Source organism: Rhizobium sophoriradicis (assembly GCF_003939025.1).
Lineage (GTDB): Bacteria > Pseudomonadota > Alphaproteobacteria > Rhizobiales > Rhizobiaceae > Rhizobium > Rhizobium sophoriradicis.
This window is the reverse complement of record NZ_RQIH01000004.1, coordinates 389,230-404,812: the sequence shown is the minus strand read 5'-3', so window position 1 is coordinate 404,812 and position 15,583 is coordinate 389,230. Positions and strand designations below refer to the sequence as shown.

12 protein-coding genes are annotated in these 15,583 nt (G+C 63.1%); 10 read left to right on the top strand and 2 right to left on the bottom strand.

Annotated features, from left to right (window positions below; genetic code table 11):
• Positions 1-74: 74 nt before the first annotated feature.
• Complete coding sequence (locus EFR00_RS08825) at positions 75-530, top strand: Rrf2 family transcriptional regulator (RefSeq protein ID WP_077989510.1); 456 nt, start codon at positions 75-77, stop codon at positions 528-530.
• An 80-nt stretch (positions 531-610) separates the two neighbouring features.
• On the opposite strand, the gene EFR00_RS08820 is transcribed toward EFR00_RS08825, so the two are convergent.
• Entirely contained in the window at positions 611-1,090 is a 480-nt protein-coding gene (locus EFR00_RS08820) for a class I SAM-dependent methyltransferase (RefSeq protein ID WP_077989511.1), read from the bottom strand.
• A gap of 123 nt (positions 1,091-1,213) precedes the next feature.
• Between EFR00_RS08820 and EFR00_RS08815 the strand changes: the two genes are divergently transcribed.
• Positions 1,214-2,389 carry a DUF3095 domain-containing protein gene (locus EFR00_RS08815; RefSeq protein WP_077989512.1) on the top strand — a complete coding sequence of 392 codons (1,176 nt, stop codon included), beginning with the start codon at positions 1,214-1,216 and terminating at the stop codon, positions 2,387-2,389.
• Here the strand turns inward: EFR00_RS08815 and EFR00_RS08810 are convergent.
• Positions 2,379-3,716 carry a nucleotide sugar dehydrogenase gene (locus tag EFR00_RS08810; protein ID WP_077989513.1) on the bottom strand — a complete coding sequence of 446 codons (1,338 nt, stop codon included), beginning with the start codon at positions 3,714-3,716 and terminating at the stop codon, positions 2,379-2,381. The genes EFR00_RS08815 and EFR00_RS08810 overlap by 11 nt on opposite strands.
• A gap of 606 nt (positions 3,717-4,322) precedes the next feature.
• On the opposite strand from EFR00_RS08810, the gene EFR00_RS08800 reads away from it, so the two are divergent.
• The 8 genes from EFR00_RS08800 to EFR00_RS08765 all read left to right on the top strand — a co-directional run bounded on the left by EFR00_RS08800 (position 4,323) and on the right by EFR00_RS08765 (position 15,513).
• On the top strand, positions 4,323-5,666 hold the full coding sequence (locus EFR00_RS08800; RefSeq protein WP_040140862.1) for an adenylate/guanylate cyclase domain-containing protein: 1,344 nt from the start codon (positions 4,323-4,325) through the stop codon (positions 5,664-5,666).
• 156 nt (positions 5,667-5,822) lie between these two features.
• Positions 5,823-7,712: an ABC transporter ATP-binding protein gene (locus tag EFR00_RS08795; RefSeq protein ID WP_040111307.1), complete on the top strand. Its 1,890-nt coding sequence runs from the start codon at positions 5,823-5,825 to the stop codon at positions 7,710-7,712.
• Entirely contained in the window at positions 7,712-9,619 is a 1,908-nt protein-coding gene (locus EFR00_RS08790) for an ABC transporter substrate-binding protein (protein WP_077989514.1), read from the top strand. Before EFR00_RS08795 ends, EFR00_RS08790 begins: the two co-directional genes overlap by 1 nt.
• A 3-nt stretch (positions 9,620-9,622) precedes the next feature.
• The gene (locus EFR00_RS08785; protein WP_040111305.1) at positions 9,623-10,621 is read left to right on the top strand and encodes an ABC transporter permease; all 999 of its coding nucleotides are present in this window, start codon (positions 9,623-9,625) and stop codon (positions 10,619-10,621) included.
• Complete coding sequence (locus tag EFR00_RS08780; protein ID WP_040140856.1) at positions 10,621-11,793, top strand: ABC transporter permease; 1,173 nt, start codon at positions 10,621-10,623, stop codon at positions 11,791-11,793. Before EFR00_RS08785 ends, EFR00_RS08780 begins: the two co-directional genes overlap by 1 nt.
• 97 nt (positions 11,794-11,890) lie before the next feature.
• Complete coding sequence (locus EFR00_RS08775) at positions 11,891-13,099, top strand: glycosyltransferase family protein (RefSeq protein WP_077989515.1); 1,209 nt, start codon at positions 11,891-11,893, stop codon at positions 13,097-13,099.
• Positions 13,100-13,108: 9 nt separating this feature from the next.
• Positions 13,109-14,356 carry a glycosyltransferase family 4 protein gene (locus EFR00_RS08770; RefSeq protein WP_077989516.1) on the top strand — a complete coding sequence of 416 codons (1,248 nt, stop codon included), beginning with the start codon at positions 13,109-13,111 and terminating at the stop codon, positions 14,354-14,356.
• Positions 14,353-15,513, top strand: coding sequence for a glycosyltransferase family protein (locus tag EFR00_RS08765; RefSeq protein WP_077989758.1), 1,161 nt, complete (start codon positions 14,353-14,355; stop codon positions 15,511-15,513). Before EFR00_RS08770 ends, EFR00_RS08765 begins: the two co-directional genes overlap by 4 nt.
• Positions 15,514-15,583 lie beyond the last annotated feature (70 nt).

The following is a 15,583-nucleotide window of genomic DNA, read 5'->3' as shown; positions in this document are numbered from 1 at the left end:
ACCCAGTCAAGCGTCATGTCACTTGTGTTGTTACAGATGGCCTGCGATAATTACCCGCTCGACAGGATGGAACAATGCGCAACGACAGCCGCCTTTCCCGCATGCTGCACGTGCTGATCCACATGGATCGGCACGAGCATTCGGCGACCTCCGAAATGATATCAAAGATGTTGAACACCAATCCCGTCGTCGTCCGCCGCACCATGGCCGGCCTTCGCGAACGGGGTTATGTCAGCTCCGAAAAGGGCCACGGCGGCGGCTGGACCTTGGCGCGTCCCTTGTCTGAGATCACCCTGCTCGACGTCTACAACGCCCTTGGCGAGCCTCACCTCTTCGCCATCGGCCCCGCCGGCGACCAGCCGCAATGTCTGGTGGAGCAGGCCGTCAATAGCGCGCTGGCAGATGCGATGCAGGAGGCCGAGGCGCTGCTGCTGAGGCGGCTGGGCAGTGTGACTCTCAAGCAAATCGCTGACGAGTTCGAGGCAAAACTGGAAGCCCGCTCGGCAGCGGCTTATTCCTGCGCCTCGTGAGGGATTAAATCCTCCAAAGAGGAATAACTGCCACTGCAAATCGCGACAGCGGCCGATGCCGCGGTCCCCGCTCCAATCGCTTACGTCCTGCGATAGAGAAAATACCGCCCTTCTTTGATCCCCTCCGGCAGCGGCAGCGCCACAAGCTCGGGATGCTCCAGCGGCAGGCCGCTGACGGCGACGCCGTTATGAGCGAGCACGCCGGCGATCAGTTGCGGCAGCCAGGTCAGCGTCACGGCGTCGATCTCGTCATGGCCGGTGCCGATATCGGCATGGGCGAGCGCCGCGCCGATGCCGAGGAAGGCCTGGCCGGAGTCGCGGATATTGCCGGTCACCATGTCTTGCGGCTCCGGCGTCGAGGCCGAATAGGAACGGACCTCCCAGTCGAAGGCGATGATGCGGCGGCCGGGAAAATTCTCGCGCAGATGATCATAGGTGCGGCCGTTGCCGAGGCCGAATTCCAGCACCGGGCCGTCGATTTCTGCGACGAGATCGGTGATCGCGTTCAAAATATCGCGCTGGGCCGTCAACCGGCGAATGAAGCTGTCGAGGCGGCTCATCTAAATCCGTATCCGTCATGAAAATCGTGAGCGCGTGCTAACACTGAAACCTTGCCAAGTCGATTGCTGTAAATGGGAATTGGCGTTGCAGCACCAACATGGGTCTGTGCTAAGGTCGATGACATGGAAACCGTGACCGACGAAGACTTCTTTGCCGCCGTGCCGCTCTTCAGCGCCTTCGAGGGCGTGACCGATGCCGCCAACTACCGGCCTCTGCCGGATGGCTGGGTGCTGGCGCTTGCCGATATTGTCGGCTCGACCCAGGCGATCGCCGGCGGCCGGTACAAGGACGTCAACATGGCGGGCGCCAGCGTCATTTCGGCGGTGTTGAACGCCGTCGGCAAGGGCGACTATCCCTTCGTCTTCGGCGGCGACGGGGCGCTGATCGCGCTTCCGGGTTCGCTGGAAAAGGCGGCGCGCGATGCGCTTGCCGCCGTGCAGGTCTGGGTCGAGGAGGATCTCGGCCTGATGCTGCGCATCGCCATCGTTCCGGTCGCCGACACCCGCGCAGAGGGGCTCGACGTGCGTGTCGCGCGTTACTCGGCAAGCCCTTATGTCACCTACGCGATGTTCTGGGGCGGCGGCACCAGCTGGGCGGAACGGCAGATGAAGCAGGGCCGTTACGGCGTCGAGCGCGCCGCCCCGGGCACGCGGCCCGATCTCACCGGCCTCTCCTGCCGCTGGAGCCCCATCGAGGCCGAGAATGGCGAGATCGTCTCAATCATCGCCGTGCCCGGCGAAGGCCGGCCGGGCGAAGAATTCCGCGACCTCGTCAACGGCATCGTCGCCATCACCGCCGAGCAGAACCGCGGCAGCCACCCGGTGCCGGCCGGCGGCCCGAAATTCGCCTTCTCGCTAAAGGGAATCAATCGCGAGGCCAGGGCCACGGCGCCGGCCGGCAAACGTCTTCGGCAGAAGCTGATCATCTTCCTTCAGCTCGCCATCACCGTTCTCTGCTACAAGCTCGACATCCCGCTCGGCCGCTTCGATGCCCGCCGCTACAAGGGCGACGTCGCCGGCAATTCCGATTTCCGCAAATTCGACGACGGGCTGAAGATGACGGTCGATGTCGATGCCGAGCACCTGAAACGCATCGAGACGCTGCTGGCAACGGCGCAGGCAAAGGGCATCGCCCGCTATGGCCTGCATCGGCAGGCTTCGGCGCTGATGACCTGCTTCGTGCCGACGCCGATTTCGCGCGACCATATGCATTTCATCGATGGCGCGTCCGGGGGTTATGCGGTGGCCGCCAGCCGGATGACCGGCAAGGCGCTCTCCGGCGTTGCCGTCACGCCTTGATGACGTGATCGGCCGAAAGGCCGAGCCGGTTGAAGACATTGCGGGTGTCGATGATCAGCGCCGCGCTTTTCGCGATCGCCGCATAATCCACGCTGTCATGGTCGGTCGCCACCAGCACCGCATCGTAGTCGGCGACAGCGTCCGGCATCAGCGCCACCGACCGGCGGCCCTTCAGCGCCTGGTATTCGCGCGTCGGCGGGATCTCGGCGACGAAGGGGTCGTGATAGTCGGCCCGTCCGCCGCGTTCCTCGATGATCTCGATCAGCCGCAGCGACGGGCTTTCTCTGATATCGGCGACGTTCTTCTTGTAGGCGAGCCCGAGTACCAGCACCCGGCTGCGGCTCAGCGCCTTGCCGGCGCGGATGTCGAGCGCTTCGGCGAGCTTGCCGACGACATAACGCGGCATCGCCGAATTGATCTCGCCGGCAAGCTCGATGAAGCGGGTCGGCAGCTCGTATTCGCGCGATTTCCAGGTGAGATAGAATGGGTCGATCGGGATGCAATGGCCGCCGAGACCGGGGCCGGGGTAGAAGGGCATGTAGCCGAAGGGCTTGGTCTTGGCCGCCTCGATCACTTCCCAGACATCGATGCCCATCGCCGCATAGACGGTCTTCAATTCGTTGACCAGGGCGATATTGACCGAACGGAAGATGTTTTCGGTGAGCTTCACCGCCTCGGCCGTCGCATTCGAGGAGACGGGGACAACTGTAGAAACTGCAGCACCGTAAAAGGCCTTCATCAGGGACAGCGCCTCCGGCCCGTCGCCGGCGACGACCTTCGGGATGGTGGCGGTGTGATAATGCTGGTTGCCGGGATCCTCGCGCTCCGGCGAGAAGCCGACGAAGAAATCCGCGCCGGATCTCAGCCCGGTGCCTTCGAGAATGACCTTGACGATATCGTCGGTGGTGCCGGGATATGTGGTCGATTCCAGCACGACGAGCTGGCCGGGACGCAGATGCGCGGCGATCGAGCGCGACGTCGCCTCGACGAAGGAAAGATCGGGATCGCGATGTTTGGTCAGCGGCGTAGGTACGCAGATGATGATGACCTCGCAAGCGGCAAGACCGGCGAAATCGGTCGTCGCCTGAAAGCGTCCGGCATCGATCTCGGCGGCAAGGGCTGCATCGCTGACGGCATCGATATAGGAGCGGCGGGCCTCGAGCGCCACCATCTTGGAAGGGTCGATGTCGAAGCCGGTGACCGCAAAGCCGCTGCGCGCCACCGCCATCGCCAACGGCAGGCCGACATAGCCGAGGCCAATGACGCCGGCGCGCGCCGCGCGGGTTTCGATCTTCTGCAAAAGCGTATCGAAGGTGGAAGTGGCCAAGGCGGGATCTTTCAAACGGAGAAATTCAGAACGCTGATCTAATGCATGATGGCGGCGAATTAAACCCGGGCGCCGATCTTCCGCTTTCCCCCGACAGAAATGCCGATTCGGCGTCAGATTTGCCCCTCACCCTAACCCTCTCCCCGTAAACACGGGGCGAGGGGACGTGCCCTGCGAGACGCTGGCGAAGAATGGAGAGGTTGCGGCTATCCTCCTTCGCCCCGCAAGCGGGGAGAAGGTGCCGGCAGGCGGATGAGGGGCAGTTCTCGCTGACAGACCTGAAAAAGCCTTTAGCCGGGTGTGGCCGAAATGTGCCGGCTGGGTCATCCGATGCAACTTTGAAGCACAAAAAAATCCCGCTCCCATTGTTTCGCATTTGCAGCATCCCTATTTTGACTTTTGATAATGAACCACCGTGAAAGGACCACCCGTCCGGCCCCCCGTTACGGGGAACTGAGGGACGCCGCTGCCGGGCTCTCGGCAGATCGTTGACACAATATTGCCGCTCGTACATCCTGATTTCCTTGTGACCTGTGCATGTAAATGTGCCGGCCGAGGGATTTTTGCCTCTTGGGGATGGCGTGCTTTATGAGGATCATACCGAGAATGAGCACGATCGAATCCAGCGTGTCCTCCATCCTGTTGGACCGCGTCGCCGAATGGCTGACGAATTCTTCACTGGCGGGCAACGATCTCGAAACCATCGTCAGCGGCTTCTGCGAAAGGATGGCCTCCGCCGGCCTGCCGATCGCGCGCGTGCACCTGACCTTTTCGATGCTGCACCCGCTCTACGATGCGCTGAGCTTCACCTGGCGGCGCGCCAGCGGCGTCACCATCGAAGGCTTCCGCATGCCGGCCGGGCAGAAGCCGGACCGCTTCCTGCAGAGCCCCTATTATTACCTGCTCGACAACAACCTGCAGCACATCCGCCGCCGACTGTCGCAGGACGGACCGGCCGAATTCCCGATCTTCGAGGATCTGCGCAAGGACAAGATCACCGACTACCTCGCCTTCGTGCAGCCCTTCAGCGACGGCTCTGTGCAGGGCATGATGGGCTCGTGGTCGACCGACCACAATAACGGCTTTTCCGACGACATGATCGATGCGCTGCTGCGAATGCAGAACCATCTGGCGGTCGCCGCCAAGATGGCGGTGCTCGGCAAGCTCGCCAACAATATGCTGACCACCTATCTCGGCGGCGACGCCGGCAAGCGGGTGCTGAACGGCCAGATCCGCCGCGGCGACGGCGAGACGATCCGCGCCGCCCTCGTCATGGGCGACATGCGTGAATCCACCATGTATGCCGAAAAAGAGGGCCGCCAGGCCTATATCGACACGCTGAACCAGTTCTTCGACGCGATCGCCGCTCCTTTCAACCGCAATGGCGGCGAAATATTGAGCTTCCTCGGCGACGGCTTCCTGGCCGTCTATCCCTGCGGGCGCCACAAGGATCCGTCGAAGATTGCCTGCGAGGCAGCGCTTTCGGCCGTTCACCAGGCCCAGGCACGGGTCGCCGAGCTCAACGGCGAACGCGAGCAGAAGGGTCTCAGCAAGATTGGCTACGGCATCGGCCTGCATGTCGGCAACGTCATGTTCGGCAATGTCGGCCTGAAGGACCGCCTGACCTTCTCCGCCTTCGGATCGGCGGTCAACGAGGTGCAGCGTCTTCAGATCCTGACCAAGAAATACGGCCGCGAGGTCGTCGCCAGCCAAGCCTTCGCCGGTTATTGCGGCGGCGAATGGACGCGGCTCGGCGAAGAGAAGCTGCGCGGCATCCGCCAGAAGGTGACGGTGCTGCAGCCGCGCGCGCCGGCCCCGGAGATCCATGTCGACGAACATTTCCGCGAGGCCGTGCAGAACGGACTTTCCGAAGCCGAGCAGGTCATTCTGCTGCACCAGGACGCGAAGAAACAGGTCAAGCGCACCAGCATGGAGAAGTTCATCCAGTAAAACGCCGGGCCGGCACCGATAAAACTGCGTGTTTCGTCCGGACGACCGCGGCGAAAGGCGGCGATATCCCCTTGATTGTCATCAGCTAGACACCCCGTTTGCGGTACGATAGTGTTGCCTTAACGGGAACATAGAAGACTGGGGAATTTCATTGGTATGGCGTCCGCTGCCGATTTGTTGCGTATTGAGAATCTCGACATCTCGTTCTCGGTTTTCGGCGACCGCCTGCGCGTCGTAAAGGAAGCCAATCTCCGCATCCTTCCGGGCAAGGTCACCGCTCTTGTCGGTGAATCCGGCTCGGGCAAATCGGTGATCAGCCAGGCGATCATGGGCATCCTGCCCAATCCGGCCAAGGCATCGGGCAGCATCCTCTTCACCGATCCACTCGACGGCAGCACGACCGATATCCTCTCCTTGTCGCGCGACAGCGAGGAAATGCGCGACCTGCGCGGCCGACGCATGGCGACGATCTTCCAGGAGCCGATGACTTCGCTCTCGCCGCTGCACACGGTCGGCAACCAGATCAGCGAAGCGCTCTTGATCCATACCGAAGCCGACAAGCAGGAGGCGCGTGAGAAGACCGAGGAAATGCTCGGTCTCGTCGGCTTTTCCAATCCGCACCGCACCTACGACATGTATCCGTTCGAATTGTCCGGCGGCATGCGCCAGCGCGCAATGATCGCCATGGCGCTGATCTGCAAGCCGGCGCTCTTGATCGCCGACGAGCCGACGACGGCGCTCGACGTGACGATCCAGGCGCAGATCCTCGAATTGCTGCGTGACCTGCAGGCCAAGCTCGGCATGGCGATGCTGCTCATCACCCACGATCTCGGCATCGTCGCCAACATGGCCGACGAGGTGGTCGTGATCTATCACGGCGAGATCATGGAAGCCGGGCCGGTCGAGGCGATCTTCCGCAATCCGCAGCACCCCTATCTCAAGGCGCTGATGGCCGCCGTTCCGCATTTCGACATGAAACCCGGCGAGCGGCTGAAGGCGCTGCGCGACGTGCCGGTCAATCTCGAGACTCTCGTCGGCAAGAAGAAGCCGCTACAGGCGGAGACGCCGGGCACGCTGTTGTCCGTCAGCAATCTCTGCAAGACCTACAAGACGCGCAAGCGCAGTTTTCTCGGCAAGCACGAGGCCACCGTGCTGCGCGCCGTCGACGATGTCAGCTTCGATATCCGCCGCGGCGAATGTCTGGGCCTGGTCGGCGAATCCGGCTGCGGCAAGACGACGCTCAGCAAGATCCTGATGCGCGCCGTCACACCCGACAGCGGCGCGGTCGTGTTCAACGACGGCAAGGAGGTCATCGACGTCCTCGCGGTCAAAGGCGACGAGCTGCAGGACATGCGCACCAAGATCCAGATGGTGTTCCAGGATCCGGTTTCCTCGCTTTCGCCGCGCATGACGGTGCGCAACATCCTAAGCGAACCACTCGAGATCCATGATCGAGGCGACAGCGACGAGCGCAAGCGCAAGGTCGAAGGATTGATGGCGGCGATCGGTCTCGACAAGCGCTACCTCAGCCGTTACCCGCACAGCTTCTCCGGTGGCCAGCGCCAGCGCATCGGCATCGCCCGCGCGCTTGCCCTCGGGCCGAAACTCGTCATCCTCGACGAGCCGGTCTCGGCGCTTGATGTCTCCGTCCAGGCGCAGATCCTCAACCTGTTGAAGGACCTGCAGAAGGAACTGGGGCTGACCTATCTCTTCATCTCGCACAACCTCGCCGTCGTCGATTACATGGCCGACCGCATCGCTGTCATGTGCAAGGGCCGCATCGTCGAGATCGCGCCGCGCGAAATCATCCTGCGCGATCCGGTGCATCCCTATACGAAATCGCTGCTCGCCGCCGTCCCCTTCCCCGATCTCGACCGGCCGCTCGATTTCAAGGCGCTGCGCGAAAACGGCGCCGCCGACAAGCAGAACTGGGGGAAAACCTTCACCGCCGAGCATGACGACGCTTCCGAGCTTGCCTATGCCGATCTCGGCGACGGCCATCTGGTGCGCGCCCGCAAGGGCGCTACGGCCAAGGAGTTGCGCTGATGGTAACGCGTCGCACCTTTCTCGGCGGCCTTGTCGGGGCTGCGATCGCACCGGCGGTGCTTCGCGCCGAGCAGATAGTCGAGCCGGAATTTCTCAAGGAGCGGCTGGCCGCAGGCAGCCTGCCTGGTATGGCTGAGCGTATTCCACTGCGCCCGCGCATCGTCAACCTGAAGGAGATGGGGCTCGAACCCGGCGCCTATGGCGGCACGGTGCGCACCATCATCGGCAGCCAGCGCGACATCCGCTTCATGACGATCTACGGCTATTCCCGCCTGGTCGGCTACGACAAGCACCTGCAGTTCCAGCCTGACATTCTCGCCGATTTCCGCGCGGAGGACGACACGATCTTCACCTTCACGCTGCGCGAAGGCCATAAATGGTCCGATGGGGCGCCGTTCACCGCCGACGATTTCCGCTACTGGTGGGAAGACGTCATCCTGAACGACAAGCTGACGCCGGGCGGCGGCGCGCTCGAGCTTCGCCCGCACGGCAGTCTGCCGCGCTTCGAAATGCTCGATCCGCTGACGGTGCGCTATACGTGGGAAAAACCCAATCCGATGTTCCTGCCGACGCTGGCAGGTCCCCAGCCGCTCGTCATCTTCGGGCCGGGGCATTACCTCAAGCAATTCCATAAGAAGTTCCAGCCCGACGAGGCGAAGATGGAACAGATGATGAAGACCAGCCGCGTCAAGAAGTGGCAGGATCTGCACATCAAGATGGCGCGCTCCTACCGGCCGGAAAATCCCAACCTGCCGACGCTCGATCCCTGGCGCAACACGACGGCGCTGCCGGCCGACCAGTTCGTCTTCGAGCGCAACCCGTTCTTCCACCGGGTCGACGAGACCGGCCGGCAGCTGCCCTATCTCGACCGTTTCGTCCTCAACGTCTCCTCCTCGTCGATTATCGCCGCCAAGGCGGGTGCCGGCGAAGCCGACCTGCAGGCGACCGGCATCGATTTCAACGACTACACCTTCCTGAAGGAGGCCGAAAAGCGCTTTCCGGTGAAGGTCAATCTCTGGAAGGTGGCGCGCGGCTCGCGCATCACGCTCTTGCCGAACCTCAACTGCGCCGACGAGGTTTGGCGCGGCCTGTTCCGCGACGTGCGTCTGCGCCGGGCTCTGTCGCTGGCGATCGACCGGCACGAGATCAACATGGTCGCCTTCTACGGCCTGGGCACGCCGAGCGCCGATACCGTGCTGCCAGACAGCCCACTGTTCAAGCAGGAATATGCCGACGCCTTCGTCAAGTTCGATCCCGACGAGGCCAACCGCCTGCTCGACGAACTCGGTCTGACCAGGCGCGGCGGCGACGGCATCAGGCTGCTGCCGGACGGACGGCGCGCCGAGATTACCGTCGAGACCGCCGGCGAAAGCAATCTCGATACCGACGTGCTGGAGCTGGTGCACGATCACTGGGCCAATATCGGCCTTGCGCTCTATACCCGCACTTCGCAGCGCGACGTCTTCCGCAACCGCGCCATGAGCGGCACGATCATGATGTCGATCTGGTACGGTCTCGACAATGGCGTGCCGACGGCCGACATGTCGCCCTCGGGGCTGGCGCCGACGCTCGACGATCAGCTGCAGTGGCCGCTCTGGGGCATGCACTATCTCTCCGCCGGCCAGGAGGGTGTCGCGCCCGACCTGCCGGAGGCGGCCGAACTGATCGATCTGCTCAAACAATGGGGCTCGACGGCGAAGTTCGAGGAGCGCCAGGCGATCTGGCACAAGATGCTGTCGCTCTATACGCAGCAGGTGTTTTCGATCGGCCTGATCAACAGCACGCTGCAGCCGATCCTTCGCGCCGCCAAGCTGCAGAACCTGCCGGAGAAAGCCCTCTACGGCTTCGACCCCACCTCCTATCTCGGCATCTACATGCCGGATGCATTCTGGTACAAGGAGGCCTGAGGCGTGCTCAGATACATTCTCTGGCGCATCGCCGCCATGGTACCGACGCTCTTCGTCATTTCGGCGCTGGTCTTCACCATTATCGAACTGCCGCCCGGCGACTTCTTCGAGAGCCAGATCGCCGAGCTGCGCGCTTCCGGCGAGACCGCCAATCTCCAGGAAATCGAGGAGATGCGCCAGCAATACGGCTTCGACAAGCCGGAGATCGTGCGCTATTTCTACTGGGTCGGCGGCATGCTGCACGGCGATTTCGGCTATTCCTTCGAATACCAGCTGCCGGTGTCCGACGTCGTCGGTGACCGCCTGTGGCTGACCATTCTCGTCTCCTTCACGACGATCCTGCTCACCTGGCTGATCGCCTTTCCGATCGGCATTTATTCGGCCACGCACCAGTACAGCTGGGGTGATTACGGCCTGACCTTCCTCGGCCTGCTCGGCATCGCCATTCCGAACTTCATGCTGGCGCTGATCCTGATGTATTTCGCCAATATCTGGTTTGGCATCTCTATCGGCCATCTGATGGACCAGCAATATATCTCGGCTCCGATGAGCTGGGAGAAGGCGCGCTCGATCCTCTCCCATCTGTGGATCCCCGTCATCATCGTCGGCACGGCTGGCACGGCCGGCATGATCCGTCGCTTACGCGCAAACCTGCTCGACGAGATGCAGAAGCAATATGTGACGACGGCGCGCGCCAAGGGTCTGCATCCGATGCGGGCGCTGGTCAAATATCCGCTGCGCATGGCGCTCAACTTCTTCGTCGCCGATATCGGCTCTATCCTGCCGTCGATCATCTCCGGTGCGGAGATCGTCGCGATCGTGCTGTCGCTGGAAACAACCGGGCCGATGCTGATCAAAGCGCTGCAGAGCCAGGACATGTATCTCGCCGGCTCGTTCCTGATGTTCCTCGCCTTCCTCAACGTCATCGGCGTGCTGATTTCCGATATCGCCCTCGGCTTCCTCGATCCCCGCATCCGTCTGCAAGGCAGGAGCACCAAATAATGTCGCCCCTTCCCGCACCCGGCGCGCCGCTGCCGCATTACGTCTCGACCGCGCCATTCGACCCGCTCGCGACCGAGACCATGACGGCGGCGCAATCGCGCATTCATCTCGCCTCGCAGAAGAAGTTGATGTGGTGGAAGTTCAAGCAGCACAAGCTGGCCTTGATCTCCGGCATCTTTCTCGCCGTCGTCTACCTGATGATCCTGATCGTCGAGTTCCTGGCGCCTTACGGCCTGCACACCCGCAACGTCGATTTCATCCATGCGCCGCCGCAGCGCGTCCACTTCTTCGACAAGGGAGAGTTCGTCGGCCCCTTCGTCTACGGCCGCAGCATGACGCTCGATCTCGATACGCTGCACCGTGTCTATACCGACCGGCCGAACGACGTGCAGCCGATCCGCTTTTTCTGCCGCGGCGATTCCTATAAATTCTGGGGTCTCGTCGCCTCGAACTTTCATCTGGTCTGCCCGTCGATCGGCGGCCAGATGTTCCTGCTCGGCACCGACCGGCTCGGCCGCGACGTGCTCTCGCGCATCCTCTACGGCGCGCGGATCTCGCTGACGATCGGCCTGATCGGCATCGCGATCAGCTTCGTGCTCGGCATCGTCATCGGCGGTCTTGCCGGCTATTGGGGCGGCATCTTCGATCTCATCGTCCAGCGCCTGATCGAGGTGCTGCAATCGCTGCCGAGCCTGCCGCTGTGGATGGCGCTCGCCGCCATCATGCCGGTGACCTGGAGCCCGATCGTCATCTATTTCGGCATCACCGTGATCCTCGGCATCATCGACTGGACTGGGCTCGCGCGTGCCGTGCGCTCGAAACTCCTGGCGCTGCGCGAGGAGGATTACGTCCAGGCAGCCCAGCTCATGGGCGCCAGCACGCCGCGCATCATCGGCCGCCATCTGGTGCCGGGCTTCATGTCGCATCTCATCGCCTCCGCGACGATTTCGATTCCCGGCATGATCCTCGGCGAGACCGCGCTCTCCTTCCTCGGCCTCGGCCTTCGCCCGCCGATCACCAGTTGGGGCATTCTGCTGACCGAGGCAAAAAGCGTCAGCGTCATCGCCTTCTATCCTTGGCTGCTCTTTCCGATCATTCCTGTTGTTCTTGTCATTTTGGCGTTCAACTTTCTGGGAGACGGCTTGCGTGATGCGGCAGATCCCTACAAATAGCAGGAAACCCGGCGGCGCCGCACGGCACCGCCCCCGCCTCGTGGCCTCCGGACGGTGGGGGTACTAACGCATGTTGTTCACCCCGGAGGGAACACCCATGGCCAGACGTCTCGAAGATGCTCGCATCCTCATGTACAGCCACGACACCTTCGGCCTCGGCCACCTGCGCCGCTGTCGCGCCATCGCCCATGCGTTGGTCGAGGATTATCGCGGCCTCAATATCCTGATCATCTCGGGCGCGACGATCGCCGGCGCCTTCGACTACCGCGCCCGCGTCGACTTCGTGAAAATCCCGAGCGTCATCAAGCTGCGCAACGGCGAATATACCTCGCTCGCCAGCCATATCGACCTGCACGAGACGCTGAAGATGCGCGAATCGAGCATCCGCCACACCGCCGAGACCTTCCAGCCCGATATTTTCATCGTCGACAAGGAGCCGATGGGACTGAAGGGCGAGGTCGAGGATACGCTCGCCTATCTCAAGGCCCGCGGCACCGTGCTGGTGCTCGGGCTGCGCGAGGTGATGGACGCGCCGCATCTGCTCGATGCCGAGTGGAAAAGAAACGGCATCATGCAGAAGATCGACCAATATTACGACAGCGTCTGGGTCTACGGCCCGCCTGATTTCTACGACCCGCTGATCGGTCTCGACGTCCCGGCCAGCCTGCGCCGGAAGATGGATTTCGTCGGCTTCCTGCAGCGCAGTGTCTCCAAGGGCAAGACCTCGATCCACGCCCGCAAGGACAATTACCTCCTCGTGACCACAGGCGGCGGCGGCGATGGTTCCGATCTCGTCCACGACGTGATGAATGCCTATGAGGCCGATCCGACGCTGACGCAGAAGGCGCTCGTTGTGCTCGGGCCCTATATGCCTGCCGCCGAACGCGCTAAGCTGGTGCAGAAGGGCGAAGCCATTCCCTACATCGAGGTGATCGAGTTCGATAACCATATGGAAGAGCTGATCGACGGCGCCACCGGCGTCGTCGCCATGGGCGGCTACAACACCTATTGCGAGATCCTCTCCTTCGACAAGCCGGCCCTCATCGTGCCGCGCGTCAAACCGCGCCAGGAACAGCTGCTGCGCGCCAAGCGGGCGAGCGAGCTCGGCCTCGTCGACATGCTGCTGCCGGAACAATCGGTCGATCCCACCATCATGGCTGAGGCGCTGAAGCGCCTACCCTCCCGCCTGCCCCCGTCGAAGAGCGGCAGTAATATGCATCTCGAAGGGCTCGACCACATCTCGCAGACCGTCGGCCGGTGGATCGACGGCCGCGCCAGCCACCTCGCCCTCGTCGGCGCGGAATAGGACCAAGCCTTGCCGCCACGCCGCAAGATTCTCGTCGTGCTGAAAGGCTATCCCCGCCTTTCGGAAACCTTCATCGCCCAGGAGCTGCTCGGCCTGGAAAAAGCCGGCTTCGACCTGACGCTGATTTCGATGCGCCGGCCGACCGACAAGAAGCGCCATCCCGTCCATGACGAAATCAGGGCGCGCGTCGTCTACCTGCCGGAATATCTGCACGAGGAGCCAATCCGGGTGCTGAAAGGTCTTATCGCCGGTTTCTCCAAACCCGGCTTCACCACGCTGATCAAACGTTTTTTGGCCGATCTGCCACGCGACCTCTCGCGCAACCGCTTCCGCCGCCTCGGCCAGGCGCTGGTGCTGGGGCGTGAATGGCCTGATGGAGGCGAGTGGCTGCATGCCCATTTCATCCACACGCCGGCCTCGGTGACGGAATATGCGAGCATGCTGACGGGCACGCCCTGGAGCTGTTCGGCGCATGCCAAGGACATATGGACGTCGCCCGACTGGGAGCTCACCGAAAAACTGAACAGCGCCCGCTGGACCGTCACCTGCACCCGGGCGGGCTACGAGCACATGCGCACGCTGACATCCCGCAAGGATGCGGTGCACTTGAGTTATCACGGTCTCGATCTCGCCCGCTTCGGCCATTTTGCCGGCGATCGCTCGAACCGCACCGGCAGCGATCCCGACGATCCGGCCCTCATCTTGAGCGTCGGCCGCGCCGTTGAAAAGAAGGGTTACGACGTGCTGCTGCGCGCACTCGCCCTGCTGCCCGCCGATCTGCATTGGCGCATGGAACATATCGGCGGCGGCGAGGCACTGGCGAAGCTAAAGGCGCTGGCCGCCGAGCTCGGCCTGTCCGACCGCATCGTCTGGAAGGGCGCCCTGGCGCAGGAAGACGTGCTTGATCACTACCGCCGCGCCGACCTCTTCGCGCTGGCCTGCCGGATCGCCGCCAATGGCGACCGCGACGGCCTGCCGAACGTGCTCGTCGAAGCCTCGAGCCAGCGGCTGGTCTGCGTTTCGACCGAAGTCTCCGGCGTGCCGGAACTTCTGAAGGACGGCGAAAACGGCCTCGTCGTGCCGCCGGAAGATCCGGCGCTGCTGGCGAAAGCCCTGGAAGCGGTGATCCGCGACCCGGCGCTTCGCAAGCGCCTCGGCGACGCCGCCGAAAGTCGGGTGCGCAACGAGTTCGACTATCACTCCAGCATCAGACAGCTCAGCGGCCTGTTCGAGGCCGAATGGCAGAAGGCGTCATGACTGCACCGCGCATCTTCTTCTACGTCCAGCACCTGCTCGGCATCGGCCACATTGCCCGCGCCAGCCGCATCGCCAATGCCCTCGTCAAAGACGGATTCGACGTCACCGTGGTGACCGGCGGCTTGCCGGTACCGGGCTTTCCAGGCGAGGGCGTCAAGACCGTGGCACTGCCGGCGGTCGTCGCCAGCAATGCCGGCTTTTCCGGCCTCGCCGATGCCGGAGGCCGCCCCGCCGGCGAGGATTTCCTCCATGCCCGCCGCGACCTGCTGCTCGAGGCCTTTCATGCCGCAAGGCCCGATGTCGTCATCATCGAAGCCTTCCCCTTCGGCCGCCGGCAGATGCGCTTCGAACTGCTGCCGCTGCTCGCGGCGGTCGAAACGGCCGAACCGCGGCCAAAACTGCTGAGTTCGGTACGCGACATCCTGCAGGAAAACCGCAAGGCCGGCCGCGATGCGGAAACCGCAGCCCTGGTCAGTGATCATTTCGACGCCGTGCTCGTCCATGGCGATCCCGCCTTCATCAAGCTCGAGGACACCTTCCCGTTGACGGCAGCGATTGCCGACAGGGTACGTTATACCGGGCTCGTCACCCCGCCGCCGGCGCCCGAACCGACCGAAACATTCGATATCATCGCCTCAGCGGGCGGCGGCGCCGTCGGCGCCGAACTGATCGGCGCGGCGAAAGCGGCGGCAGCGCTCATGCCGGACAATCTTCGCTGGCTGCTGATCGCGGGGCCCAACCTGCCCGAGGCTGATTTCACCGCGCTGTCGCGGGAGACGGCCGCAAACGTGACGCTGGTGCGCTTCCGCAAGGATTTTCCCTCGCTGCTGCGCGCCGCCAGGGTCTCGATCTCGCAGGCCGGCTACAACACGGTCGGCGACCTCATGCGCAGTCAGTGTCGGGCGATCCTCATCCCCTTCGTCGCCGGCGGCGAGACCGAGCAGACGGTGCGCGCCGAACGGCTGCAGGCGCTTGGCCTCGCCGACATCCTGCCGGAAAACGGGCTGACCTCTGCCCTTGTGAAACAGGCCGTCGAAAAGGCGCTCGCAGCACCTCGGCGGGAACAGGTATCGCTCGATCTCGACGGTGCGGAGAAAACCGCCGGCATCATTCGCTCGATGATTGCGAATAGCTCGCCTAATTCAAAATTCCTGTGATATAAGCAAAAGTCCGGCGAGAATCGGCCTTTCTGCAGCCGGTGGCTTCGCCTTGTTTTCATTGCGATAT